Origin of the sequence: Nocardioides marmotae (assembly GCF_013177455.1) — a bacterium.
GTDB classification, from domain to species: Bacteria; Actinomycetota; Actinomycetes; order Propionibacteriales; family Nocardioidaceae; genus Nocardioides; species Nocardioides marmotae.
Genome location: NZ_CP053660.1, coordinates 3,283,946 through 3,308,737 on the forward strand (window position 1 = coordinate 3,283,946; position 24,792 = coordinate 3,308,737).

General features: G+C 74.1%; 23 protein-coding genes and 1 tRNA gene. 6 read left to right on the top strand and 18 right to left on the bottom strand.

The window, feature by feature from the left end; translation table 11 throughout:
* Positions 1-363: 363 nt before the first annotated feature.
* The 6 genes from HPC71_RS15660 to HPC71_RS15685 form a co-directional block, all read right to left on the bottom strand.
* Positions 364-437, bottom strand: a tRNA-Met gene (locus tag HPC71_RS15660).
* 50 nt (positions 438-487) lie between these two features.
* Positions 488-3,520: a UPF0182 family membrane protein gene (locus HPC71_RS15665; RefSeq protein WP_171896900.1), complete on the bottom strand. Its 3,033-nt coding sequence runs from the start codon at positions 3,518-3,520 to the stop codon at positions 488-490.
* Positions 3,517-4,206 carry a PPA1309 family protein gene (locus HPC71_RS15670; RefSeq protein ID WP_253943742.1) on the bottom strand — a complete coding sequence of 230 codons (690 nt, stop codon included), beginning with the start codon at positions 4,204-4,206 and terminating at the stop codon, positions 3,517-3,519. Before HPC71_RS15670 ends, HPC71_RS15665 begins: the two co-directional genes overlap by 4 nt.
* 1 nt (position 4,207) lies before the next feature.
* Entirely contained in the window at positions 4,208-5,251 is a 1,044-nt protein-coding gene (locus HPC71_RS15675) for a YlbL family protein (protein WP_154613240.1), read from the bottom strand.
* A gap of 65 nt (positions 5,252-5,316) precedes the next feature.
* Positions 5,317-5,544: a hypothetical protein gene (locus tag HPC71_RS15680; protein ID WP_154614819.1), complete on the bottom strand. Its 228-nt coding sequence runs from the start codon at positions 5,542-5,544 to the stop codon at positions 5,317-5,319.
* A 70-nt stretch (positions 5,545-5,614) separates the two neighbouring features.
* Positions 5,615-6,043: a molybdenum cofactor biosynthesis protein MoaE gene (locus HPC71_RS15685; protein WP_154614818.1), complete on the bottom strand. Its 429-nt coding sequence runs from the start codon at positions 6,041-6,043 to the stop codon at positions 5,615-5,617.
* 42 nt (positions 6,044-6,085) lie between these two features.
* Here HPC71_RS15685 and HPC71_RS15690 point away from each other — a divergent pair, with 42 nt between their 5' ends.
* Both HPC71_RS15690 and HPC71_RS15695 read left to right on the top strand, forming a co-directional pair.
* The gene (locus HPC71_RS15690; RefSeq protein WP_154614817.1) at positions 6,086-7,489 is read left to right on the top strand and encodes a zinc-dependent metalloprotease; all 1,404 of its coding nucleotides are present in this window, start codon (positions 6,086-6,088) and stop codon (positions 7,487-7,489) included.
* The gene (locus tag HPC71_RS15695) at positions 7,486-8,112 is read left to right on the top strand and encodes an NUDIX hydrolase (RefSeq protein WP_171896901.1); all 627 of its coding nucleotides are present in this window, start codon (positions 7,486-7,488) and stop codon (positions 8,110-8,112) included. Before HPC71_RS15690 ends, HPC71_RS15695 begins: the two co-directional genes overlap by 4 nt.
* Here HPC71_RS15695 and HPC71_RS15700 read toward each other — a convergent pair.
* From HPC71_RS15700 to HPC71_RS15710, 3 genes are all read right to left on the bottom strand, one after another.
* Entirely contained in the window at positions 8,049-8,579 is a 531-nt protein-coding gene (locus HPC71_RS15700) for a M48 family metallopeptidase (RefSeq protein WP_154613244.1), read from the bottom strand. The two genes, HPC71_RS15695 and HPC71_RS15700, sit on opposite strands and share 64 nt — an antisense overlap.
* 10 nt (positions 8,580-8,589) lie before the next feature.
* Positions 8,590-9,651, bottom strand: coding sequence for a PHP domain-containing protein (locus HPC71_RS15705; protein ID WP_171896902.1), 1,062 nt, complete (start codon positions 9,649-9,651; stop codon positions 8,590-8,592).
* 311 nt (positions 9,652-9,962) lie between these two features.
* Positions 9,963-10,757, bottom strand: a complete 795-nt coding sequence (locus HPC71_RS15710) for an enoyl-CoA hydratase/isomerase family protein (protein ID WP_154613245.1) — start codon at positions 10,755-10,757, stop codon at positions 9,963-9,965.
* A gap of 166 nt (positions 10,758-10,923) precedes the next feature.
* Between HPC71_RS15710 and HPC71_RS15715 the strand changes: the two genes are divergently transcribed.
* Together HPC71_RS15715 and HPC71_RS15720 are read left to right on the top strand one after the other, a co-directional pair.
* Entirely contained in the window at positions 10,924-11,082 is a 159-nt protein-coding gene (locus HPC71_RS15715; protein WP_011754982.1) for a DUF5679 domain-containing protein, read from the top strand.
* A 119-nt stretch (positions 11,083-11,201) separates the two neighbouring features.
* The gene (locus HPC71_RS15720; protein ID WP_154614816.1) at positions 11,202-12,029 is read left to right on the top strand and encodes a TOMM precursor leader peptide-binding protein; all 828 of its coding nucleotides are present in this window, start codon (positions 11,202-11,204) and stop codon (positions 12,027-12,029) included.
* 21 nt (positions 12,030-12,050) lie between these two features.
* Here HPC71_RS15720 and HPC71_RS15725 read toward each other — a convergent pair whose 3' ends face one another.
* The 6 genes from HPC71_RS15725 to HPC71_RS15750 form a co-directional block, all read right to left on the bottom strand.
* Positions 12,051-12,230: a hypothetical protein gene (locus HPC71_RS15725; RefSeq protein ID WP_154614815.1), complete on the bottom strand. Its 180-nt coding sequence runs from the start codon at positions 12,228-12,230 to the stop codon at positions 12,051-12,053.
* A gap of 148 nt (positions 12,231-12,378) precedes the next feature.
* Complete coding sequence (locus tag HPC71_RS15730) at positions 12,379-12,573, bottom strand: putative WhiB-interacting protein (RefSeq protein WP_154613248.1); 195 nt, start codon at positions 12,571-12,573, stop codon at positions 12,379-12,381.
* 32 nt (positions 12,574-12,605) lie between these two features.
* On the bottom strand, positions 12,606-12,938 hold the full coding sequence (locus HPC71_RS21290; protein ID WP_490713224.1) for a putative WhiB-interacting protein: 333 nt from the start codon (positions 12,936-12,938) through the stop codon (positions 12,606-12,608).
* Entirely contained in the window at positions 12,845-13,162 is a 318-nt protein-coding gene (locus HPC71_RS15740; protein WP_154613249.1) for a WhiB family transcriptional regulator, read from the bottom strand. Before HPC71_RS15740 ends, HPC71_RS21290 begins: the two co-directional genes overlap by 94 nt.
* Before the next feature lie 105 nt (positions 13,163-13,267).
* On the bottom strand, positions 13,268-13,522 hold the full coding sequence (locus tag HPC71_RS15745; protein ID WP_154613250.1) for a hypothetical protein: 255 nt from the start codon (positions 13,520-13,522) through the stop codon (positions 13,268-13,270).
* Between the two features lie 207 nt (positions 13,523-13,729).
* A complete protein-coding gene (locus tag HPC71_RS15750) occupies positions 13,730-15,751 on the bottom strand; it encodes an ATP-dependent DNA helicase UvrD2 (RefSeq protein ID WP_154613251.1) in 2,022 nt (673 codons plus the stop codon).
* A gap of 77 nt (positions 15,752-15,828) precedes the next feature.
* Here HPC71_RS15750 and HPC71_RS15755 point away from each other — a divergent pair, with 77 nt between their 5' ends.
* Positions 15,829-16,077, top strand: coding sequence for a mycoredoxin (locus HPC71_RS15755; protein WP_154614814.1), 249 nt, complete (start codon positions 15,829-15,831; stop codon positions 16,075-16,077).
* 109 nt (positions 16,078-16,186) lie between these two features.
* On the opposite strand, the gene nudC is transcribed toward HPC71_RS15755, so the two are convergent.
* Entirely contained in the window at positions 16,187-17,095 is a 909-nt protein-coding gene (gene nudC, locus HPC71_RS15760; protein WP_171896904.1) for an NAD(+) diphosphatase, read from the bottom strand.
* Between the two features lie 103 nt (positions 17,096-17,198).
* On the opposite strand from nudC, the gene HPC71_RS15765 reads away from it, so the two are divergent.
* Positions 17,199-18,278, top strand: a complete 1,080-nt coding sequence (locus HPC71_RS15765; RefSeq protein WP_154614813.1) for an NAD(P)-binding domain-containing protein — start codon at positions 17,199-17,201, stop codon at positions 18,276-18,278.
* Here HPC71_RS15765 and HPC71_RS15770 read toward each other — a convergent pair.
* Positions 18,248-21,532 (bottom strand): ATP-dependent helicase, encoded by a 3,285-nt coding sequence (locus tag HPC71_RS15770; protein ID WP_230084191.1) that lies wholly within the window; start codon positions 21,530-21,532, stop codon positions 18,248-18,250. The genes HPC71_RS15765 and HPC71_RS15770 overlap by 31 nt on opposite strands.
* Positions 21,529-24,774, bottom strand: a complete 3,246-nt coding sequence (locus HPC71_RS15775) for an ATP-dependent helicase (RefSeq protein WP_154614812.1) — start codon at positions 24,772-24,774, stop codon at positions 21,529-21,531. Before HPC71_RS15775 ends, HPC71_RS15770 begins: the two co-directional genes overlap by 4 nt.
* Positions 24,775-24,792 lie beyond the last annotated feature (18 nt).

The window sequence follows — 24,792 nt, forward strand, 5'->3', positions numbered from 1 at the left end:
CGACCGGGGCGATCGGGCCGGCGCAGAATCAGGGCCGAGGCGGTGGGGCACCCCGGCCGCCCCGGTTTGCTGCTGTGTCATCAGGCTCGCTCAGGCGGCGGCGCCCTCGCGTCGGTGAAGATCCCGATGTCCCTGCCGGTCGTCAGCCGGCCCGCGGAGGGCTGGGTCTGGCACGTCCACGTCGCGTAGGTGACAGTCACCTAGTCCGAACCGGGTGGACTCCTGGGCCGACGCGCCGAGCGCGCGGCCGTCGAACACCTGCTCGCCGGAGCGCGGGCCGGGAGCAGGCTCAGAAATGCCCGAAGCCCCCCAGGCTGGGCCTGGGGGGCTTCGGGGCCAGGACTGCGTCACAGTCCTGATTTGTAGCGGGGGCAGGATTTGAACCTGCGACCTCTGGGTTATGAGCCCAGCGAGCTACCGAGCTGCTCCACCCCGCGTCGGTGAACCCAACGTTACGACACGGGGTGGAGGACCACCAAATCGGGGTCTACTCGGCGGTGTCGCCCGACGGCGAGGGCTCCTCGCCCGGCGTTCCCGAGCCCTCCTCGTCCTCGCCACCGGAGGCGACGCCGGACTTCCCGGAGAGCGAGAGCGCCTCGGAGACGGCGCGCTCGGCCGCCTCGACCTGCTCCTGGTACGTCGCCAGGTCACCGTCCGCCAGGGCCTCCTGGGCCGCGGCGAACGCCTCCTCGGCGGTGGCCAGCAGCTGGGCGATCTGCTCCTGGCGGGTGCCGGTCGGGCCATCGCCGCCGTTGCCCTCGCCACCGTCGCCGGACCCCTCGCCGCCGTCGCCGGAGGACCCGTTGCCCAGGTCGCCGGCCTCCGCGCCGAGCAGGTCACCGAGGGACTCGGTGAGGGTGTTGCCGACGCCGACCTCGTCGCCGTACTTGGTGAGCACGTACTGGAGGATCGGGTAGCTGGCGTCCGACAGCTCCCGGGTCGTGTAGACCGGCTGCACGTACAGCAGCCCGTTCTCCACCGGCAGCGTGAGCAGGTTGCCGTAGACCGGCTTCGCGCCACCCGACTGCAGCGGCAGCAGCGCCTGCCGCACGCCCTCGTCGGAGGTGAAGTCGTTCGCGACCAGCCCCGGTCCGTCGGTCTGCTCGTTGGGCAGCTGGAGCACCCGGATCCGGCCGTACTCCTCGCTGGTCGCGTCGGCGTTCACCGACACGAACGAGGCCAGGTTGTTCTTGCCGTACGGCACGAACGTCGAGGTCAGCGAGAAGGTCTCCTCGGCGTCGTCGGGGTTGCGCACGAACAGGCGGTACGGCGGCTGCAGGGTGCCGTTGGTGTAGGGGTCCTCGGGCACCTCCCAGCGGTTGTTGCCCTGGTAGAAGTCACGCGGGTCGGTGACGTGGTAGCGCGCGAACTGGTAGCGCTGCACCTTGAACAGGTCCTCGGGGTAGCGCAGGTGCTCCAGCAGCCCGTCGGAGATCTCCGACTTCGGCGTGACCGTGCCGGGGAAGGCGTTGCTCCACGCCTCGAGGATCGGGTCCTCCTCGTCCCAGGCGTAGAGGGTGACCTCGCCGGAGTAGGCGTCGACCGTCGCCTTCACGGCGTTGCGCATGTAGTTGATCTCGTCGGTCGGGATCGCGCGCAGCGCACCCTGGGTGTCCAGCGAGTCGTCGGTCATCGTGTCGAGCGACTCCCGCTGGGCCTGCGGGTAGCGGTCGGTCGTGGTGTAGCCGTCGAGGATCCACAGGATCCGGCCGTCGACGATCGCCGGGTAGGCGTCGGCGTCGACGGTCAGCCACGGGGCGACCTTGCGGACGCGGTCGAGCGGCTGGCGGTTGTAGAGGATCTTGCTGTTCTCGTTCACCCGGCCCGAGAGCAGGAAGTTCGGCTCGCCGTACTTCACGGCGTACATCAGCTGGTTGAAGAAGCCGCCGATGGCGACGTCGCCCTCGCCGTCGTACGTCGTGGTGGTCTCCGCGGCCTCGTCACCACCGGTGGGCAGGTTGAGCTCGACGTCCTTGTCGTCCTCGTCCGCCTTGCCGACGATGGAGTACTCCGGGCTCTGCTCGCCGTAGTAGACCCGCGTCTCGAAGCCGCCGGTCGCCTCGGTGAGCTCGTCCTCGGTGTCGCCCTCGGCCCACTCGATGCCGGCGTCCTGGGCCTGGGTGCCTTCGGCCCCGCCCTCCTGGGCGGAGTTGTCCCGCGGCCGGGCGTTCGCGTACGCCGCGATGATGCCGTTGCCGTGGGTGTAGACGGTGTGCAGGTTCGACCAGTTGCGGTCGCCCTCGTTGATGCCGGACTGGTCGAGCTCGCGCACGGCGAGGACCAGCGCGCGCTCCTCCTCGCCGACGTTGTAGCGGTCGACGTCGAGCACGTCGGCGACCGAGTAGTAGGCGCGGACCTGCTGCTCCTGCTCGAAGGCGGCGCGCACGAGCTGGGGGTCGACCAGCGGGACCGAGGAGGTCTGCCGGTCCAGCGAGGCCAGGCCGGTGGAGAGGTCCGCGCTCGCGGTGTACTGCTCGGTCTCCACGTCGGCCACGTCGTAGGCCGACCTGGTGGCCTCGATGTTGGCCTGGATGTACTCCTCCTCCTTGTCGGCCTGGGAGGGGTTGACCTGGAACTGCTGGACGATGCCGGGCCAGATCAGGCCGAGCAGCACCGCCGAGAGCGCGAGCAGCGCCAGCCCCATCGAGGGCAGGATCCAGGTGCGGCGCCAGATGTTGAGGAAGAACAGCACCGCGCAGATCACCGCGATGCCCATCAGGATGTTCTTGGCCGGCAGCACCGCGTGGTCGTCGGTGTAGCTCATGCCGGTGAACAGCTCGCCGTCCTGGGTGACCAGGTCGAAGCGGTCGAGGTAGTAGTCGACGCCCTTGGCCAGCACGAAGATGCCGAGCAGGACCGAGAGCTGCACCTGCGCGGCGCCCGAGAGCCGGTCGTGGGAGGCCTGGAGCCGGATGCCGCCGTACAGGTAGTGGACGACGGCGGCCGCGATCAGCGCCACGACGACGACGGCCATCGTGAAGTCGACCAGGAAGTGCAGCCAGGGCAGGTCGAAGACGTAGAAGCCGATGTCGCGCCCGAAGTAGGGGTCGTCGTCACCGAAGGAGGTGCCGTTGCGCCACAGCAGGTAGCTGCGCCACTCCCCCGCACCCGAGGTGCCGGCGAAGACGCCGAGCAGCAGCGCCACGCCCACCAGCAGCCAGGTGCGGATCGGGGTGACGGCCTCGCGGTAGCGGTCCAGGCCGGTCTGCTCCGGCGAGGGCAGTCGGAAGGTCGGGCGGTGGCGGTAGGCCAGCCACATGTTGACCCCGACGACGATGCCCATCAGGGCGCCGAAGACGAGGAAGAGCCCGGTGCGGGTCCAGAACAGGGTCGTGAAGACCGAGCCGAAGTCGGCCCCGATGAACCACAGCCGATCGGTGTAGAAGGCGGCGAAGGTCGTCAGCCCGAAGAACCCGAGCACGACGACGACCGCCGTGATGATGAGGGCCCGCGACCGGCGCGGCACCTCACGCTCGGGCGGAGGGGTGTCGCGAGGGTCGTCGGCGAACAGCTCGCTCACGCCTCCCCTCCCGGCTGCTCGGTGCGGTCGGTGGTCTTCTCGTTCATCGTGTCGTCCTCCTCGAGCGTGGCCCGCAGCAGTGCGAGCAGGCCGGGCACCAGATCGGCGCCTCCGACGACCGACTGGTCGTCGTCGTGAGCGCGCAACCTCAGCGCGCAGTACGTGGATCCGTCGCGGGTCGCCCCCGCGACGATGCGGACCTCCTGCCGGTCCGGGTGCTCGCGCGCGAACTCCTCGGCCTCGGCGGGGTCCTCGGGCACCTCGGCGTCCGCGCCCGGCGGGAGCACGAGCCGCTCGACGACCGCGGCGCAGCCGACCACGCCGGCGGGCCACAGGATCGTCTCCAGCACCTGCTCCAACGGTACGTCGGGTGCCAGCTGGTCCTGCTCGACGGCCGTCAGCGACCCCTGCTCCGAGGACGCGTCGAGCCCCATCTGCGCAGCGAGCACGGGCTCCTGGCGCACCAGCGCCGCGGTCTCGACCAGCGCGTAGAGCCGCGCCGGCTGGTCCCAGCCGTCCCCGGCGAGGTGGCCCTCGATCTCCAGGACGGCCGAGGCGAGCGCGGGGTCGACGTCGAGGTCGTCGAGCAGGCCGTCCTGTTCCTCCCCGGTCTCGGTGGGCAGGTCGGCGCCCTCGGGCACGTCGGCGCCCTCGGGCAGGTCGGCGTTCTCGGGCAGGTCGCTCACGTCAGTCCTCGCAGCTCGGCAGCTTCGCGTCAGGGTCCTTCACCCAGGCCTCGATCGCCTCGACGGCGTCGTGCATGGTCTCGGCGCGGACCAGGCGCATGTCTTCGTTCGGGGCGCCCAGGGCGTCCGCGCAGTTGTCCGGCGGCACCAGGAAGAGCTCGGCGCCCGCGTCGCGGGCCCCGACGATCTTCTGCTGGATGCCGCCGATGGGGCCGACCTTCCCCTCGGGGTCGATCGTCCCGGTCCCGGCAACGGTCTTGCCGCCGGTCAGGGAGCCCTCGGTGAGGGTGTCGTAGATGCCCAGGCTGAACATCAGGCCGGCGCTGGGCCCGCCGATCGCCGGGTCGACCTTGACCTCGACCTCGAACGGGAACGTGTAGCCGGTGCCGAGCCGGACCCCCACCTGGGGCGTGCCGTCGACGAGCTCGGGCACGACCTCGACGGTCCGCTCCTCGCCCTTGCGCAGCACGCGGAAGGTCACCGGCTCGCCCTCGGGCGTCGCCTGGACGGCGTCCACGAGGTCCTGCGGCTCCTCGATCTCGGTGCCGTTGGCCTCGAGGAACACGTCGCCCGTCTGGAGCTTGCCGTCGGCCGGGGTGTCCTTGCTGACCAGCAGCACCTCGACGGCCGGCTCCACGTCGTACCCCAGCTCCTGGAGGGCGACCGCGGTCGCGACGTCCTGGGAGGTGACCATGTCGACGGCGCCCTCCTCGCGGTTCTGCTCGTCGGTGGTGCCCTGCTCGTAGACGGCGTCGTAGGGATAGACCGCGTCCTCGTCGCTCAGCCAGTCGCCGAGCACCTCGAAGAGCGAGACCTCGGCGTTGGGCCGGGAGACGAACACCGTGGTCATCCGCAGCTCGCCGTCGTCGCGGTAGGTCTGCTCGCCGTCGATCTCGACGATCTCCGAGCCGCCGTCCTCACCGAGGACGTCGACGGTCAGCCCGGGCTCGTAGGTGACGTAGGGCAGCGGGGTCCGGGCGGCGGCGACGAGCAGCGCGACCACGAGCGGCACCGCCAGGAGGGCGGCGAGCGTACGCTGCGTCATGCCGCCACCTTCTCATCCGGCGGAAACCCGCGCCGGGCCAGCCCGAAAAGGCGGCCGGAGGGTGATCAGGAGGCGCGGCGCGAGGGGCGCACGGCGACGCCGGTGCTGCGGTCCTGCTGGTGCGGGCGGGCGGCGTACGTCGGCCGGTGGCCGTGCTCGATCGCGGCGCCCATCCGGCGCACGGCGACCTCGCGATCGACCTCGCCCCGGCCCTCGCGGCCCAGCCAGGACACCCACGCCATCGCCACGACCGTCACCACGGCGGGCGGCACGAGCCACAGCAGGATCTCCACGCGCCGCAGCCTAGGCAGCGTCCCGCCCGATCCGGCGGAGCCACGCCCGTCGCCCGCGCTGTCGCCGGTGCTACGGGGAGCCGACCCACTCCTCGGTGCCGTCGCCGAAGCGCTGGTGCTTCCAGATCGGCACCTCCGCCTTGAGGGTGTCGATCAGCGCGCGGGAGGCCTCGAAGGCGGCCCCGCGGTGGGAGGAGACGGTCGCGACGACGACGGCGGCGTCGCCGATGTCGAGGGTGCCGACCCGGTGGACGGCCGCGAGCCCGTGGACGTCGTGCTCCTCGGCCACCCGCTCGCACACCGCGGTGAGCCGGTCGAGCGCCGTCGGGTGCGCGGAGTAGTCCAGGCCGGTGACCCCCTTGCCCCCGTCGTGGTCGCGGACCCGGCCGACGAAGAGCACCAGGCCGCCGGAGGCGTCGTCGTCGAGGGAGCCCAGCACCTCCTCCACGTCGAGGGGCGTCTCGCGCAGGCCGACGAGCCGGACGGCGGGATGGGTCATGGGGGCGACCCTAGTCCTGGGCGCCCCGGCTACCTTGGGACCATGACCAACAACCCGTCGGACGGCCCCGACGACGGCCAGGACCCGGGCCAGAATCCCTTCAAGGGCACGCCCTTCGAGGCGTTCTTCTCCGGTGGCGCCGGAGGCTTCCCGGGCGGTCTGCCCGGAGGCTTCCCGGGTGGGATGCCCGGAGGGATGCCGGACCTCTCCGCGCTCTTCGGCCAGATCCAGGCGATGATGCAGCCCTACGACGGGCCGCTGAACTGGACCCTCGCCCTCGACACCGCCCGCAAGGCCGTGCCGCAGCCCGACCCGACGCCCACCCAGCGCCAGAAGGACGCCGTCGCCGACGCGCTGCGCCTGGCCGACCACTGGCTCGACGAGACCACCACGTTCCCCTCGGGCGTGACCTCGACGGCCGCGTGGAGCCGCGCGGAGTGGGTCGTGGCCACCGCTGACGTGTGGAAGGTGCTGGTCGAGCCGGTCGCCCTCCAGTCCACCCAGGGCATCGCCGACGCGCTCCCGCCGGAGGCCAAGGCGCAGGCCGGGCCGATCCTCGGCATCCTCGGCAAGGCCGTCGGCGCGATGCTCGCCAGCCAGGTCGGCTCGGGCCTCGGCGCCCTGGCCGGTGAGGTGCTGAGCGTCTCCGACGTCGGCGTACCCCTCACCGAGCCGGGCCGGGCCGCGCTGCTGCCCGCGAACATCGCCGCCTTCCGCGAGGGCCTCGACGTCACCGAGGACGACGTGGTGCTCTACCTCGCGCTGCGCGAGGCCGCCCACCAGCGCCTCTTCGCCCACGTGCCGTGGCTGCGCGAGCACGTCCTCGCCGCGGTCACCGACTACGCCAAGGGCGTGGAGATCAACGCCGAGGCGATCCAGTCGCGCATCGAGGAGCAGATGCGCGGGATCGACCCCAACGACCCCGCCTCGATGCAGCAGCTGCTCGAGGGCGGCCTGTTCGAGATGCCGAAGTCGCCGCGTCAGGAGGCCGCGCTCCAGCGGCTCGAGACCGCGCTCGCCCTGGTCGAGGGCTGGGTCGACGAGGTCGTCGGCCAGGCCACCGCCACCCGGATGCCGGCCGCGGCCAAGATGCAGGAGGCGGTACGCCGCCGGCGCGCCGCCGGCGGACCCGCCGAGCAGACCTTCGCCTCGCTCGTGGGGCTCGAGCTGCGCCCGCGCCGCCTGCGCGACGCCTCCACCCTGTGGGGCTCGCTGCGCAGCCGCCAGGGCATCGAGGGCCGCGACGGGGTGTGGATGCACCCCGACCTGCTCCCGACCCCGGCCGACCTCGACGACCCGCTCGGCTTCCGCGAGGACTCCGCGGCCCCGGCCTCGTTGAGCGAGGAGGACTTCGACGCCGAGCTGCGCAAGCTGCTCGACCCGAGCTCCCCCGAGGGCCCCGAGTCGCCCGAGTCCCCCGAGTCCCCCAAGCCCTCCGAGGAGTGAGCCTCCACGCCGACGCGCTCGCGCTGCTCGAGGGCTGGGCCGCGCCGAGTGCCGAGCAGGAGACGCTGCGCGAGCGGTACGTCGCCCACCTGCGCGCCCACCCCGACGGGCTCCAGCGCGGCTGCCGCCCTGACCACGTCACCGCCAGCACGCTGGTGGTCGACGCGGCCGGCGAGCGGGCGCTGCTGACGCTGCACGCCAAGGCGCGCGAGTGGTTCCAGCTCGGCGGGCACTGCGAGGCCGGTGACACCACGCTCGCCGGCGCGGCCCTGCGCGAGGCGACCGAGGAGTCCGGGATCGCCGGGCTGGTCGTCGACCCGCAGCCGGTGCACCTCTCCGAGCACGCCGTGCCGTTCTGCGGCGGACCGCAGGCGGGCGGGCGCCCCGTGCACCACCTCGACGTCCGCTTCCTCGCGGTCGCGCCGGCGGAGGCGACGTACGCGGTGAGCGAGGAGTCGGTCGACGTGCGCTGGTGGCCGCTGGACGCGCTGCCCAACCCCGAGCTGGCCGAGCTGGTCGCGCTCGGCGCGGCCCGGCTGGCCCGGGTGGCCCAGATGGCTCAGTCGACGTCCTCGCCGGGCGGCGGGTCCATCCGCTCCGCCGCCGACCAGCCCGCCAGGTAGCCCTTGGCCCGCTCGGCCTGGGGGTAGCGGTCCACCCACGCCCAGAACCGGGCGTCGTGGCCGGCCTCGATCAGGTGCGCGAGCTCGTGGACCATGACGTAGTCGATGACCCACGAGGGCATCCCCTGCAGCCGGGTGGACAGCCGGATCGCCCGCTCCCGCGGGGTGCAGGAGCCCCACCGGGAGTTCTGGTTGTCGACCCACCGCACGGAGTCCGGGGCGGCGATCCCGCCGAGGTACCGGTTGCTGAGCACCTTCGCGCGGGCCAGGAGGTCGTCGTCGGAGGGGCGGGCGCGCTGCTCGGAGCGCTCCAGCCGGGCGACCATCCGCTCGACCCAGTCGGCCTCCTCCGCGCGGGAGAGGCTGGCGGGCACGAGCACCACGATCCGCTCACCGTCGCGGTAGGCCGAGACGGTGTGGCGACGCCGCTCGGAGCGGCGTACCTCCACGGCGGGGGGTACTCCCATGTGAGGAAACTTACTTTGCCGCCCACCTCAGCAGGTGCTCCTTCGGCCAGGTGTTGACGATGCGGTCCGGCTCGATGCCCGCCGCGGCGGCCCGCTCGGCGCCGTACCAGAGGAAGTCCAGCTGCCCCGGGGCGTGCGCGTCGCTGTCGATGGAGAACACGCAGCCGACGTCGCGGGCGAGCTCGAGCAGCTCGGTCGGCGGGTCGCGCCGCTCGGGCCGGGAGTTGATCTCGACCGCCACGTCGTGCTCCGCGCAGGACTCGAAGACCGCGCGGGCGTCGAACTGCGAGGGCGGGCGCGTGCCGCGGCCGCCGGTGACCAGCCGCCCGGTGCAGTGCCCGAGCACGTTGACGTGGCGGTCGCGGGTGGCAGCGACCATCCGCCGGGTCATCGCGTCGCGGTCCATCCGCAGCTTGGAGTGGACACTGGCGACCCGGACGTCGAGCCGGTCGAGCATCTCGGTGGTCTGGTCCAGCGACCCGTCGTCGAGGATGTCGACCTCGATCCCCTTGAGCAGGGTGAAGGCGCCCCCGAGGTGGTCGTTGACCGCGTCGATGACGTCGAGCTGGCGGGCCAGCCGCTCCGCGCTGAGCCCTCGGGCGACCTTGAGCCGCGGGGAGTGGTCGGTGAGCACGAGGTAGTCGCGGCCGAGCTCCATCGCGGTGATCGCCATCTCCTCGATCGGCGAGCCGCCGTCGGACCAGTCGGAGTGGGAGTGGCAGTCCCCCCGCAGCGCGGCGTGCAGGTCGTGGGCGCCGTGCTCGTCGGCCACGAGCGGTCCGGCGTACGCCGCCTCGAGCTCGGCCAGCCGGCGCGGCGTCTCCCCCCGGACCGCCTCGGCGATCACCCGTCCCGAGGACGTCCCGACCCCGGGCAGGTCGGTCAGGGTGCCGTCCTCGACCATCCGGGCGACCTCGTCGTCGGGCAGCGGCAGGATCACCGCGGCCGCGCCGCGGTAGGCCTTGACCTTGTAGGTGTCCTCACGGGCCCGCTCCAGCAGGAACGCGATCCGCCGCAGCGCGGCGACCGGCCCCGCGGCGTACGCCTGCGGCTCGTCGGGTACGTCGCCCACGACCCGCCTCCTTCCGACTTTCTTCTCTCCACAGGCGGTGGAGGACCGTTCTCCCTGGTCAGCCGCCCGCCGGGCCGACGCCCGGGCGTGTCCTCCCCAGGCTCCTCCCGGTACCCGCGGCGTGTCTCCACGGGTCCGCCCCGCGCTCCACAGCCTTCTCCACAGCTCTGTCCACAGGCTGAGGATCGGCGGCGTTGACCGCCCGAGCACCCGAACCTAGCGTGGGGAACAGCCGAGGCCCCCGGGTCCGGCGCAGGAGATCCGCAAGGGGAAGGCGGATCTCAGGCGCCGGCCGGGGGCCTCGCGGCACGTCACTCGCCGGTGAAGACCGGGGCCCGCTTCTCGCGGCTGGCGCGGATGCCCTCCTGGAGGTCGGCGGTCGCCAGGGTGATCGGCTGAGCCATCGCCTCCCACTGGAGGCCGGCCTCGAAGTCGCGGTGCCCGCCGTCCATCAGCGCCAGCTTGGTCAGCCGGCTCGCGATCGGCGCGGTCGCGGCGATCCCGCGCGCGGTCTCCATCACCTCCTCGAGGAAGCCCTCCGGCTCGATGACGCGGGAGACCATGCCCATCGTGAGCGCCTCGTCGGCCTGGACGACCCGGCCGGTCAGCAGCAGGTCGCGCGCGTGCGCCTCGCCGACGACGTCAGGCAGCAGGTAGGTGCCGGCCATGCCGGCGTGCATCCCGAGCTTCACGAACGGCGCGCCGAGCTTGGCGCCCCGCGCGGCGTACCGGATGTCGCAGGCCAGCGCCAGGCAGAGCCCCGCGCCGATGGCCGCGCCGTTGACCGCCGCGATCGTCGGCACCTCGAGCTTCCGGATCGAGAGCCAGGCGCGGTAGAACGCCATCATCCGGGTGCGCAGGTAGTCCACCGACGCGTCGGGCTCGCTGGCGATCCACCCGGTGTTGCCGCCGGAGCAGAAGGCCGTGCCCTCGCCGGTGACGACCACGGCGCGCACCGAGGAGTCCGCGGCGAGCTCGTCGACGGCGCGCACCCAGGAGGCGGTCATCTCATCCGACATCGCGTTGCGCATGTCGGGGTTGTCCAGGGTCAGGACGGCCACGCCGTCGTCGGTGCGGTCCAGTCGCAGGTGGGTGAGGTCAGCCATGGGCGGCAGGCTACCGACGCCGGCGAGGGCGCCCGCGGAGCGTCTGCGGCGGCGTGCGGGCCCGGTGCCGTAGGCTCGCAGCGGTCCGACGGCGCCGAGCCGCGCGACCGCGACGGGCCCTGCAGCCCGTCGCGACGACCGAGTGAGACTAGGCAAGGAGGCCGTCATGGCGGAGACCTGGAGCGGCGAGTTCTACTGCGTCAAGTGCAAGGAGAAGCGCGAGGCGGAGGGCGAGGTCAAGGTGAACGACAAGGGCACCCGGATGGCCAAGGCCGTCTGCCCCGTCTGCGGCACCAACCTGAACCGCATCCTCGGCAAGGCGTGACCTGACGCCTCCTCGAGCTGCCCGTCCGGCGGCGCCCCCTCGTGGGGGCGCCGCCGGACGCGTTCTGGGCCTGTGGAGGAGCGGCGGCGCCGAGCCCCGTCCCGTGTGAGGCTGCCGGCATGAGCCGCACGCTGCTACCGGGACTGGTGGCGGTCCGCCGCGACGACGGGCACCTCCAGGTCGGTCTCGACCTGCCCCGCCGAGCCGTCCTCCCCGACACCCCCGAGGTACGCCGCGTGCTCGCCGCGCTCGAGCAGGGCCGCTCCCCCGAGCCGGACGCCACGGCCACCCGCGTCCTCGCCGCGCTGGAGTCCGCGGGGTTGCTCGTCGACGCCGACCCGCGCCCGGGCGGCCCGATCGCCCTCGCGGCGCGCGCCCGGCACGGCGACGACGCCGCCCGCCGGCTGGCGGCCCGGGCCGCGGCCGTGGTCTCCCTCGACGCACCGCCGGACTGGGCCGAGCCGGCCGCCGCGCTGCTGGCCGCCGCCGGGGTCGCGACCACCCGCTCCGGCCTCGGCGCCGTCCACCTCGTCCTCTCCCCCGGCGTGCTCGCCCGCGGCCGGGTCGACCCGTGCCTGCGGGCGGGCGTGCCGCACCTGCTGGTGGCCGGCCGGGACGGCGGGCCCGTGGTCGGCCCGTTCGTCGCGCCGGGCGTGACCGGCTGCCTGCGCTGCGACGACGCGCGCCGGGCCGAGGCCGACCCGCGGCGGGCGATCGTCCTCGAGCAGCTCGCCCGGGCCGCCCCGCCGGCCGCCGACCCGGTGTGCCGCGCGCTGGCGCTGGCCTGGGCCGTGCGCGACGTGGTGGCCTGGGTCGAGGGCGACCGGCCCTCGACCTGGGGTGCGGCGTACGAGCTGGGCGCGGCGACGCCGGTGCGCGTGCCGGTCGATCCCCACCCGCACTGCGGGTGCACGTGGGGCGCGCTCGGCGGCCGCCGGACCGGCTGAGCCTGGTCCCGGCCCCACCGGTCACCAGTGCTCGCTGTCGAGCTTCCCCTCCATGGCCCGCAGGTGCTCGCGGGAGCAGGTCTCGCAGTAGACGCGGGCGCGGCCGCGCTCGACGGCGGTCGTCCAGGTCAGGGTGCGCGCCGGGTCGGACTCCTGGCGCCCGCACCACCCGCACGTCCGCGTGGTCTCCGGGGTCTCCACCCGCCCGAGCCTAGGACGTCGACCCCATGCGGCGGGACCGAGCGGGACGGAGCCGCGCCGGCCGCAGACGCCGAGGAGCCCGGCACCACTCACGTGGTGCCGGGCTCCCCTGTGCATCACCCGCGATCAGGGTGAGGTCGGTTCCGCCTCAGAGGGCGCGGGCCAGGGCGAGGCGTGCCTGCTGCGCGGCTCGCTCGGCCTTGCGGCTCAGGCGGCGGGCACGGGCCAGCTCGTGGCCGCGGCGGGACTGTTGCGCCTCTCCCAGGCGCGCGGACATTTGTGCGCGGGCCAGGTTTTCGTTCATGAGATTCATGTCGGTGCTCCGGTGGGTCTCGGTGGTCATGTGAGGTCGGTCCTTGATCTGGTCAGGCGCGCTCAGAGCGCTCGGGCGAGGGCGGTCCGGGCCTGCTGCGCGGCCGTCTCGGCCTTGCGGTGCATCCGGATGGAGCGGGCCAGCTGGTGGGACCGGCGAGCCTTCTCCGCCTCTCCGAGGCGCGCACTCATCTGCGCGCGGGCGATGTCTACGTGGAGGTGGTTCATCGCGACGTCCTTGTCGTGAGGGATGGTGCTGCGGGATGGATGGGTGGTGCTGCTGGTGCTGCGGGGGCCACCGGTCAGGCGGCGTCGGTCTTGCGCGGACGGCCGCGGGGCCGCTTGCGGGGGATCACCACTCCTTGGAGGAAGAGCTGTCCGCCCCAGACACCCCAGGGCTCCCGGCGGTCGAGCGCCCCGTCGAGGCACAGGGCCTGGACCGGGCACTCCTGGCAGAGGGCCTTGGCGTGCTCCACGTCGGACGGGGACTCGGCGAACCACAGCTCGGGGTTGTTGGCCCGGCAGGGCAGCAGCTCGTCGTCGACCTGGGCCGCTCGGTCGTGCAGGGAGCCGAGGGTGGACTCCGCTGCGGGACTGCGGTCGAGAACGCTGATGGTCATGTTTCACCTCCTCGTTTTCCTTGATCGCGGGTGTGCGGGAAACAGAAAGGCCGCGGATCCCGGGTGTCGGGTTCCGCGGCCTGGAGGCGCCGGTGCTGAGTGGTCTCAGCAGATCGGTGGTCTCCAGGCAGTGGTACCCGGGAAGTAGGCGGGGGTGGCGGCGTCGCGCTTGATGGCGGTGGTCGCGCCGAGGACGGTCAGGGTCGCCGGACGGACGGAGCCCTCCTGGCGATCGCGCACGATGACCGCGGCCGGGATCCAGGCGCGGATCGAGGCAGGGATCGAGGCGTGGCCGCACGTGGGCATGGCGAAGCCGGACGGGGTCTGAGCCGTCGTCGTCGGGTTCACGAAGCTGATCATCGGGGCCACCTCCTTCGATGTGCGGGCGCCGGTCGGGTCAGGACCGTGATGCGCATGACTGATAGCGGGAAATTTAGCCCCCTGCCTCGGTAAGGGGCAAACCATTTAATGGTCATTTCTCCGATTTCTTTTTCAAGCGCCGCCCGCGGACCGCCTGGGCCGCCGCTGCGCCCTCGGGGAGATCTCGGCGCTGACCTGCGCAGACACCTACCCGACGAGCTCGAGCACGTCCTCGCCGTACTTCTCGACCTTCGACCGGCCTATACCACTGATCCGCAGCATCGCCTCGGGCGTGCGCGGCTTGTGCTCGGCGATGAGCTGGAGGGTGGCGTCGGTGAAGACGACGAACGCCGGGACCGACTCGGTGTCGGCGCGCTCCTTGCGCCAGGTGCGCAGCCGCTCGAAGAGCTCCTCGTCGTACGACGCCGGGCAGTCGTGGCAGCGGCCGCGCTTCTTCTCGACCGCCGAGGTCAGCGGCTTGCCGCACTCGCGGCAGCCGGCGACCTTGCGCCGCCGCGGCCCGTCCTGGGGCCGGGTGTCCTCGGGCAGCAACGGGTCGAGGAACCGAGAGGGCCGGCGCGACGCGCGGCCGCCGGGGTTGCGGGCCGCCGCCCAGGACAGGGCGAGGTCGAGCCGGGCGCGGGTCATCCCGACGTAGAGCAGCCGGCGCTCCTCCTCCACCGCCAGCGGGGTGTCGGCGTACGTGATCGGCAGCGTGCCGTCCTGGAGGCCGCACAGGAACACCGAGTCCCACTCCAGGCCCTTGGCGGCGTGGAAGGTGGCGAGCGTGACGCCCTCGGCGACCGGCGCGTGCTGCTCGGCGGCCCGGCGGTCGAGGTCGTCGACGAACGCCTCGAGGTCTCCCCCGCCGGACTCGAACTCGCTGGCCTGGTCGACGAGCGCCTGCCAGGACTCCCACCGGTCCCGCGTCTGGCCGCGGGCGGCCGGCGCCTCGGCGGTCCAGCCCATCCCGGCGAGCGTCGCGGTCACGGTGTCGACGACGCCGACGCCCTCGCCGGAGCGGGCGGCGCCGCGGATCCGGGTGACCGCCTCGCGGACCTCCGGTCGGTCGAAGAACCGGCTGGCGCCGCGGACGACGTAGGGGATGCGGCGCGCGGACAGCGCCTCCTCGAAGGCCTCGGAGAGAGCGTTGATGCGGAAGAGGATGGCGATCTCGCCGAGCGGGCGGCCGGCGTCGCGGAGCTTGAGGATCCGCGCGGCGACCTCCTCGGCCTCCGCGACCTCGTCGGGGCGCGCCTGGTAGGTCACCGGCGGGCCGGCCGGGCGCTGGGCGCGCAGGTCGACGCCCTGGCTGGGGGTGCCGGCCAGCAGCGTGTTCGCGGCCTCGACCACCTGGGGGGTCGAGCGGTAGTTGCGGACCAGCTCGACCGAGGTGGTCCCGGGGTGGCGCTTGGGGAAGTCGCGCAGGTAGTCGGCGTTGGCGCCGGCGAAGGAGTAGATCGTCTGGGCGGGGTCGCCGACCACGCAGATCTCGTTGCGGCCACCGAGCCAGAGGTCGAGCAGCGCCGACTGGAGCGGCGAGACGTCCTGGAACTCGTCGACGACGAACCACTTGTACTGCCGGCGGACCTGCGCGGCCACCCGCTCGTCCTCGGCGAGCATGCCGGCGGTCAGCAGGAGGATGTCCTCCATGTCCATCCGGCCGGCCTCGCGCTTGGCGTCCTCGTAGCTGCCGAAGACCCGGCCGACCGTGCCGGGGTCGAGGTTGGTGACGCTGCGCCCGCGCTCAGGGGCGACCCGGGCGTAGTCGTCGGGGTGGACGTTGCTGACCTTGGCCCACTCCACCTCCGAGGCCAGGTCGCGCAGCAGCGCCTGGTCCGCCGAGATCCGCTGCCGCCGCGCGGCCGAGGCCAGCAGCCCGATCTTGGACTCGATCAGCTGCGGCAGCTCGGTGCCGTGGACGTGCGGCCAGAAGTACCGCAGCTGCCGCAGCGCCGCGGAGTGGAACGTGCGCGCCTGGACGCCGCCGGCCCCGAGCGTGCGCAGCCGGCCGCGCATCTCGCCGGCCGCGCGGGTGGTGAAGGTGACCGCCAGGACCTCGGTCGGGGCGTAGACGCCGGTCGCGACGCCGTACGCGATGCGGTGGGTGATCGCGCGGGTCTTGCCGGTGCCGGCGCCGGCCAGCACGCGGACCGGCCCGCGCAGCGCCTCCGCGACCGTGCGCTGCTCCGGGTCGAGCGCGGCGAGCAGGTCCTCGGGGCGGGTCATGCGGGGGAACATCTCCTGGTGCCGGATGGTTTGATCGGTACGGTTCCAGACCCTAGACGCCGGAGGCGACAGTCCAGATGAGCGGCCAGTTCACGATGTACACGACCCCCTGGTGCGGTTACTGCCACCGCCTCAAGAGCCAGCTGGACCGCGAGGGGATCACCTACGACATCGTCGACATCGAGCAGTCCCCCGACGCCGTCCAGATCGTGGAGTCGGCCAACGACGGCAACCAGACGGTGCCGACCCTCGTCTACGCCGACGGCACCGCCCAGACCAACCCCTCGCTCGCGCAGGTCAAGGAGAAGCTGGCCGCGCTGGCCTGATCCTCCCCGCCCGGCCCACCGGGCTTGTAACGCGACGTTCGCCGCTGTTGATGCACGCTGCAACGTGCAGGAACAGCGGCGAACCATGCGTTACATGGGCCGCGGCCGGTCACCACTGGCCGGGCAGCGTCCCGCCGTACCAGTGCTCGATCAGCGAACGGCTGATCGAGACGCCGCCGGGGAGCACGAGCTGGCCGGACTCCGCCTGCTCGCGCATCTCGGCGCGAGTGAACCAGCGGGCGTCCTCGATCTCGACCTCGTCGACGGTGATCTCGGTCGAGGTGGCGCGGGCGACGAAGCCCACCATCAGGCTGGCCGGCAGCGGCCACGGCTGGCTGGAGAAGTACGACACCTCGCCGACCGCCACGCCGGTCTCCTCGGCGACCTCGCGGCGCACGGCGTCCTCGAGGGTCTCGCCGGGCTCGCAGAAGCCGGCCAGCGTGGAGTAGCGCCCGGGCGGCCACACCGCCTGCCGGCCGAGCAGGCAGCGCTCGTCCTCCGCACCCGGCTCGCCCGAGGTGACGACCATGATCACCGCGGGGTCGGTGCGCGGGAACTGCGCCTTGCCGCACTGGGTGCACACCAGCTCGTGGCCGGCCGCGGTGGCCTCGAGGCGGCCGCCGCAGCGGGGGCAGAAGCGCGTCGCGAAGTGCCACTCGGCCAGGCCGAGCGCGTGCAGGACCAGCGGCGCGACCGTGACGTTGTCGTCGGAGAGCGACGGCAGCAGGCCGCGCAGCGGGAGCCACGAGGCGTCCCCCTTCGCCTCCTCGGGGCCGGTGACGACCGCGAACCAGGCCCGTCCCTCCCGCTCCCCCAGCAGCACGCGCAGGCCCTCGGGCGCCTCCGAGGGCGCGACCCACTCGATCCGGCCATCGACCGGCTGCACGCGGGTCCCGGAGACGACCAGCACCCGGCTCGACTCGTCGGCCCACCGCTCGGCGAGCCACGCGTCGTCCTTGCGGTGCACCGCGAGGCGGTCGTGCGGGTCCTGGGCGAGCCTGAGGTGCGGAGCGGTCACGTCCGGAGGCTAGACCGACACCCCTGAGCCCCGAGGACCACCCGCGTCCCCACGGCCGGCAGGGTCCCGGACTATCCGGCCGCGCCGCGACGTTGGACCGGGCATGAGGACCTACGACGCCGTGGTGGTGGGAGCCGGGCAGGCGGGGCTGTCGGCCTCCTACCACCTGCGGCGCCTCGGCCTGGACCACGTCGTCCTGGACGCCGACGCCGCCCCGGGTGGCGCCTGGCAGCACCGGTGGGACTCCCTGACCATGCACGACGTCCACGGGGTCGCCGCGCTGCCGGACTCCGTGCCGCCGGTGGACGGGTCGGGCCGGGCCAACGTCGTGGTGCCGGCGTACTTCGCTGCCTACGAGCGGGCCCACGACCTCCCCGTCGTCCGGCCGGTCGCGGTGGACCGGGTCGAGGACGGTCCCGGGGGGCTGCTCGTGGTCCGGGCCGGCGACCGGTCCTGGACCACGCGGACGCTGGTCAACGCGACCGGGACCTGGCGCCAGCCGTTCGTGCCGCACTACCCCGGCGTCGAGACGTTCGCCGGCGAGCAGTGGCACACCGTCGGCTTCCCGGGCGCGGAGCACTTCCGGGGCACCCGGGTGGTCGTGGTCGGCGGCGGCGCCTCGGCCGTGCAGCACCTCGGCGAGCTCGCGCCGGTCACCGAGACCCTGTGGGTCACCCGCCGGGAGCCGGTCTGGCGCACCGACGACTTCACCTCCGACCGCGGGCGCGAGGCCGTCGCCCTGGTCGAGGAGCGGGTACGCCGCGGCCTGCCGCCCACCAGCGTGGTCAGCGTGACCGGGCTGGCGCTGCGGCCCCAGGAGCACGAGGCGGCCCGGCTCGGCGCCTATCGGCGGCACCCGATGTTCCGCGCGGTCGAGCCCGGCGGCGTACGCATGCCCGACGGGTCCTTCGAGCCCGCCGGCGCGATCCTGTGGGCCACCGGCTTCCGGCCGGCCGTGGCCCACCTGGCGCCGCTGCGCCTGCGCTCCGAGCACGGCGGGATCACCCTGGACGGCACCAGCGCCGTGGCCGACCCGCGGGTGCAGCTGGTCGGCTACGGCCCCTCGGCGAGCACCATCGGCGCCAACCGGGCCGGCCGCGCCGCCGCCCGCGCCGTGCAACGCCACCTGGCGGGCACGAGCACGGACACGGCTCAGACCCGCAGCAGCGCCGCCAGCTCCTGACGATCCGGCAGGTGGGCCGGCTCGACGATCCGCCCGCTGCGCACGAAGTAGAACGCGGCGCGCACCCGCTCCAGGGGCAGGTCGTGCAGCTCGGCCCAGGCCTGGCGGTAGATCGCCAGCTGGAGGGCGTCGGCCTCGCCGGAGCGGCCGGTCTTCCAGTCGACCACGAGGTAGCCCTCCCCCGCCTCGGTGTCCTCGCGGTAGACCGCGTCGATCCGACCGCGCACCACCTGGCCGTCGACCACGAGCGCGAACGCCGGCTCGACCGCGACCGGCACCCGGTCGGCGAACGGACCCTCCTCGAACCGCGCGATCAGCTCCTGGAGGTCGGCGTCGTCGTCGATGTCGACGTCCGCGCGGCCGGGCAGCTCGTCGGGGTCGATGAGCAACTGCTGGCCGAACCGGGCCTCGACCCAGGCGTGGAAGCGGGTGCCGAAGCGGGCCGCCGAGGAGGGCTGGCGCGGCATCGGCCGGGCCAGGTCGCGGGCGAGCGCGTCGGGGTCGTCGCGCAGCCGGGCGAGCGAGGTCGCCGAGAGGCTGCTGGGCAGCTCGACCTCCACGTGCGGTGACCGGTCGCGGCGGGCCTCCTCGAGCAGCCGGGCGATCTCGTCGTCCCACTGCTGGACCCGCTCGAGCTCGAGGACGTCCTCGATCCCGTCCTCGATGCCGCCGGCCAGCTCGGCGTCGGTGACCGGGTCGGCCTCCCGCACCCGGCGCGCGGCCTCGATGCGCCGCTCGACCTCGGCGGTGCGGTGCGAGATGGGCCAGGGCAGGTCCGGCGAGCGGTCGGCGTACGGGCTCTCCTCGCCCTTGACCGCGCAGTCGGCCCAGCGGTCCGGCTCGGCGCCCCAGGTCGCCATCGCCTCCCGCGTCGCGCACAGGTACGCCGAGGGGCCCAGCCCGCTCTTGAGGTGCGGGGCCCAGCGCCAGGCCGAGACCCACAGCGAGTGCCGGGCGCGGGTCCACGCGACGTACCCCAGCCGCAGCTCCTCGAGCGCCTCGTGGGCCTTGACGGCCTCGCCGAGCGCCTTGAGGTCCTCGGGCGCGTGCCCGGCCAGCTGCGGCAGGTCGCGGGCGTCGCCGCGCAGGGCGGTCGGCATCACGAACGGCACGGTCAGCCAGCTGGACCGGGTGCGGTTGGTGGGGAACTTCCGCTCGGTGACGCCGACGAGGAAGACCGCGTCCCACTCCAGGCCCTTGGCGCGGTGGACGGTGAGCAGCTTGACCGAGTCGGCCTCCGACGGGGTGGCCACGTCGAGGCCCTGACCGAACTCGTCCTCGGCCTCCAGCCAGGCCAGCAGGGCGGCCAGGGTGACCTGGCCGTCGACGGCCTGGAACTCCGCGACCGCCTGGACGAACAGGTCGAGGTTGTCGCGGCGGGCGGCGGCCGCGGGGCTCACCGAGGACGCCAGCTCGACGTCGATGCCGGTGATCTCCACGATGCGCCGCACCAGGTCGAGGATCGGCTCGCCGACCGCGGCCCGCAGTCGGCGCAGCTCGGCTGCCAGCAGCGTGAACCGCTCGCGCGCCTCGGTGGAGTACTCCAGGTCGCCCGGGTCCTCCAGGGCGTCGCACAGCGAGGGGATCTCGGTCGGGTCGGCGCCCTCGACGGCGGCCGCGAGCTGGGCCCGGACGTCGTCGAACGCGGTGGCCCCCGACGTGTCGCCGGCGAGCTCGCGAGCGCGCCGGCCCAGCAGGGCCAGGTCGCGCGGGCCGATCGCCCACCGCGGCCCCGCGAGCAGCGTCAGCAGCGCGGCGTTAGCGGTGACGTCCTGCACCAGGGTCAGCGTGGCGACGACCTCGGAGACCTCGGGCAGGCGCAGCAGCCCCTTCAGGCCGACGATCTCGACCGGCACCTCGCGCGCGCTCAGGGCGTCGAAGACCGCCGCGGCGTGCGCGTTGTCGCGGGTGAGGACGCCGATCTCCTTCCAGCACGGGCCGTCCTTGGTCGCCGACAGCGCGGCGTGGGTCTCCAGGACGCGGTCGCCGAGCCAGGCCAGCTCGTCGTCCCAGGTCTCGTGCACGACCGCCCGGACCTCGCCGGGGTCGGCCCCCGGCTTGGCCTCCAGCGGCAGCAGGTCGGGCCGGCTGGCGTAGAGCTCCTCGGCCAGGTGGTTGGCGGTGGCGAGGATGCGGGCGTCGGAGCGCCGGTTGACGGTCAGCGGGTACGTCGTGCCGGGCACGCCGACCGCGGTCGGGAACTCCCGGGTGAACTCCAGGATGTTCGACACCGACGCGCCGCGCCAGCCGTAGATCGCCTGGTTCGGGTCGCCGACCGCCATCACCGGGTGCCCGCGGCCGGCCTCGGCCTCGGGGCCGGAGAACAGCCGGCGCAGCATCAGCGCCTGGGCGACCGAGGTGTCCTGGTACTCGTCGAGCAGGACGACGCGGTACTTCGCCCGCTCGCTGCGGCCCACCTCGGGGCACTCCTCCGCGAGCCGGGCCGCGAGCGCGATCTGGTCGGAGAAGTCCATCAGCCCGTGGTGCCGCTTCAGGGACCGGTAGGCCTCCACGAGGCCGAGCAGCTCGGCGCGCTTGTCGATGGCGGTGATGGCCTTCTCGTTCATCGCCCGGTAGGTCTTGCGGTGCTCGGTGGCCATCCCCTCGACCAGCAGCGGGCGCAGCCGCTCGTCGTGCGCGCGGACCTCGGCCGGGCCGACGAGGTGCTCGCTCATCTCACCGTCGAGCGCGAGGAGGTACTGCACGACGTGGCGCGGGGAGTCGGTGAGCTGCTCCACGGGGGCGGCGTAGCGCTGCACCGCCCGCGCGGCGAGCTGGAAGCGGCTCGCGTCGGCGATCAGGCGGGTGTCCGGCTCGTGCCCGATCCGCAGGCCGTGCTCGGTGAGCAGCGCCGAGGCATAGGAGTGGTACGTCGCCACCGTCGGCTCCTCGACCTCCTCCTCCTCACCGTCCGGGCCCGGGGCGCGGGTGCCCCGCTCGGGCAGCAGCCCGGCCTGGCGCAGGCTCTCGCGGATGCGGGTCTGGAGCTCGGCGGTGGCCTTGGTGGTGAAGGTCAGGCCGAGGATCTCCCCGGGCGCGACCCGGCCGGTGGCCACCAGCCACACGACGCGGGCGGCCATGACCGTGGTCTTGCCGGACCCGGCGCCGGCGATGACGACCGCGGGCTCGAGCGGCGCGGTGACCGCGGCGAACTGCTGGTCGCTGAAGGTCCAGTCGACGCCCATCAGCGCACGCAGCTGCTCGGGGGTCGTGATGTCGCGGACCTCCGCGCGGCCGGGCATGGTCGAGGTCATGAGAGCACCGTCCCTGAGGCCTTGGTGGGGCAGATCGCGGTGAAGGCGCAGCGCTCGCAGTGCGAGCCCGGACGGGCCACGAACTCCTCGGCCCGCAGCGCGGAGGCGGCGCTCGCGAGCTGCTCCTCGACCAGGCGGGGGCCGTCGCCGGCGGCCGGCGGCTGGTGCTGCACCTTGGGCAGCACCTCCCCGAGCCGCAGCTGGACGAGCTCGGCGCCACCGGAGACGCCGACGCCCTCGACCCCGGCCTCGCGCAGGTGCTCGTCGGCGGCGCCGTGGTCGACGGCGAGCTGGTAGAGCCCGAGCTGGGAGTGGCGCTGCACCTCCGGCCCGGTCGGGGCGTACTTGCCGGTCTTGAGGTCCACGACCACCACCCGGCCCTCCTCGTCGAGCTCGAGGCGGTCGGCGTACCCGTGGAGGCGGACGACCTGGCCGTCGGGCAGCTGCACCTCGGCGCGGATCCGCGGCTCGACGGCGAGCACCGTGCGCGCCCCGGGGCGGCGGTGCCAGGTCAGGAAGCGCTCCAGGGCCGCGGCGACGGCCTCGCGCTCGCGGGCGCGTGACCAGGGGGTGCGGAACTCCATCCGGCCCCACACCTCGTCGACCAGCGGCATCAGGTCCCGCTCGACCTCGACCTCCTCGGCCGGGACCCCGAGGGAGCCCGCGGCGAGCCGCTCGGCGACGGCGTGGACGACCTTGCCGAAGCCCTGGCCGGTGGAGCTGACCACCTCACCGCCCGCCTCCCGCTGGAGGAACCACTGCGCCGGGCAGGTCAGCAGCCCGTCGAGGGCGCTGGCCGAGAGGGTGAGCGGCTCCTCGGCCGGGCGGACCGGTCGGTCGGACCGGGTCGGCGCGCGCAGGCCCCACCACGTGGCGGGGTCGGCCTGCGGGGCGACCGGGCGGCCGTGGACGTCGAGCTCGGCGAGCAGCCGCAGCCGGCGGGCCGCGGCCCGGCGCAGCGCCTCGGGCTCGCCCGGGTCGGCCACCGTGCGCCGCAGCTCGGAGACCAGGCCGGCCATCGACAGCGGCCGGCGCGGGCGGCCGACGCGGTGGACCGGCTCGCGGCCGAGCTCGGTGAGGAAGCGGGAGGGCTGCTCGCCCTCGTCGTCGGAGGACCGGACCGCGGTCACGACCAGGCGCTGCTTGGCGCGGGTGGCCGCGACGTAGAACAGCCGGCGCTCCTCGGCCAGCATCGCGGCGCGGGTCAGCGGTGGCAGCAGCCCGTCGCGGTCGATCCGGTCGGCCTGGAGCAGGGAGTCGCGGCGCCGCAGGTCGGGCCAGGCGCCCTCCTGGACGTGGGCGACGACCACGAGCCGCCACTCCAGGCCCTTGGAGCGGTGCGCGGTGAGCAGCCGGACGGCGTCGCCGCGCACGCCCCGGTCGGCGAGGGTGTCGGCCGGGATCTCCTGGGCGCGCAGCGTCTCCAGGAAGCTGCGCACGCTGCGGTGCCCCTGCTGCTCCTCGGTGCGCGCGGCGACCTCGAAGAGGGCGCACAGGGCGTCGAGGTCGCGGTGGGCCAGGCGGGCGCCCTGCCCGCCGGTGGCGGTGGCCTGGCGCAGCCGGCGGCCCCAGTCGGTGCCGTCCCAGAGCAGCCAGAGCACCTCCTCGGCGGTCGCGCCGCCGGCGAGGGCCGCGCGGGCCCGCGCGAGCAGGTCGGCGAGGCGCAGGGCGCGGCGGGCGGGCTCGCCGGTGATCCCGGCGAGGGCGGCGGGCTCGAGCACGGCCCGGCGCACCAGCTCACGCGCCGGGGTGCCCGGCGAGGCGGCCCGCAGCGCCCGGGTGAGCGCCCGGACGTCGGTGGCGTCCAGGCCGCCCAGGGGCGAGGTCAGCAGCGCCTCGGCCCGGTCGGCGCCGACGTGGTCCTCGTCGGCCGGGTCCTCGACGTCGGCGTCGACCACCACCGCGAGGGCCGAGAGCAGCGGCAGGACCGCCGGCTCGCGCACCAGCGGCGTCTCGTCCGCGGCCACCTCGACCGGTACGCCGGCGGCGCTCAGCGAGCGGCGCAGGCCCGGGATCGACGCGCGGCCCGAGCGCACCAGGACGGCCATCTCCGACCAGGGCACGCCGTCCTCGAGGTGGGCGCGGCGCAGCAGATCCGCGGTGTGCTCGGTCTCGGCGCGGTGGGTGTCGAAGGTCAGCACCTCGACGCTGCCGGGGCCGTAGGTGTTGTCGGCGGGCACCGGGTTGCGGAACGCGGCGTACTGCTCCAGCGGGATCGACCCGGTGACGCCGATCGAGGCCGCGATCGAGCGCGAGGCGCGCAGCAGGCGCGAGCCGAAGCGCCGGGTGGTGCCGAGCGCGACCACCGGGGCCGGCTCGCCGGTGATCGTCGGGAACTCGCGGGGGAAGTCGAGGATCCCGCGGACGTCGGCGCCGCGGAAGCCGTAGATGGACTGGTCGGGGTCGCCCACCACCGTCAGGTCGCGCCCGTCGCCGGCGATCGCGCGCAGCAGCGCGACCTGGCTGGGGTCGGTGTCCTGGTACTCATCGACGAAGACGTGCCGCAGCTGGGCGCGGAGCTCGTCGCGGTGGACGTTGGCCTCGATGACCGCGCGCGCGACGAGGTCGGGGTAGTCGATCGCGGACTGGTCGCCGAGCACGTCGAGGTACTGCTCGAGGAAGAGCCCGGCCGCCTCCAGCTCCGGCACGCCCTCGGCCCGCCCGAGGGTGGCGAGGTCGGCCGGGTCCAGCCCGCGCTCGCGGGCCCGGGCGAGCACCGAGTGGACCTCGCGGGCGAACCCGCGGGTGCCGACGGCGGCGCGCAGGTGGTCGGGCCAACGCACCGACTCCGGGGCGTCGGTGAGCAGCTCCTGGAGCACGACGTCCTGCTCGGGGGCGGAGAGCAGGCGCAGGGGTGCGGCGTACAGCTCCGCCGGCGCGTAGCGCCGCACCAGCGCGTAGGCGAAGGAGTGGAACGTCGAGGACAGGCCGGTGGCCATGGTGCGGCCCAGCCGCGCGGTCACCCGGTCGCGCAGCTGCTCGGCGGCCTTGCGGGAGAAGGTCAGCGCCAGCACCTCGTCGGGCCGCGCGCCCTCCTCGACCCGGCGCACGATCGCCTCGACCAGCGTGGTGGTCTTGCCGGTGCCCGGCCCGGCCAGCACCAGCAGCGGCCCGCCCGGGTGGTCGACGACGCGCTGCTGGTGCTCGTCGAGGACCGGGACGGAGCCGGCCACCGGGCGGCGCGCGAGGCGGTACGTCGTGCCGCTGCTCCTCGGTGCCTGCGGGGCGGCGGTGGCGGTCATGGACCCATCACAACATCG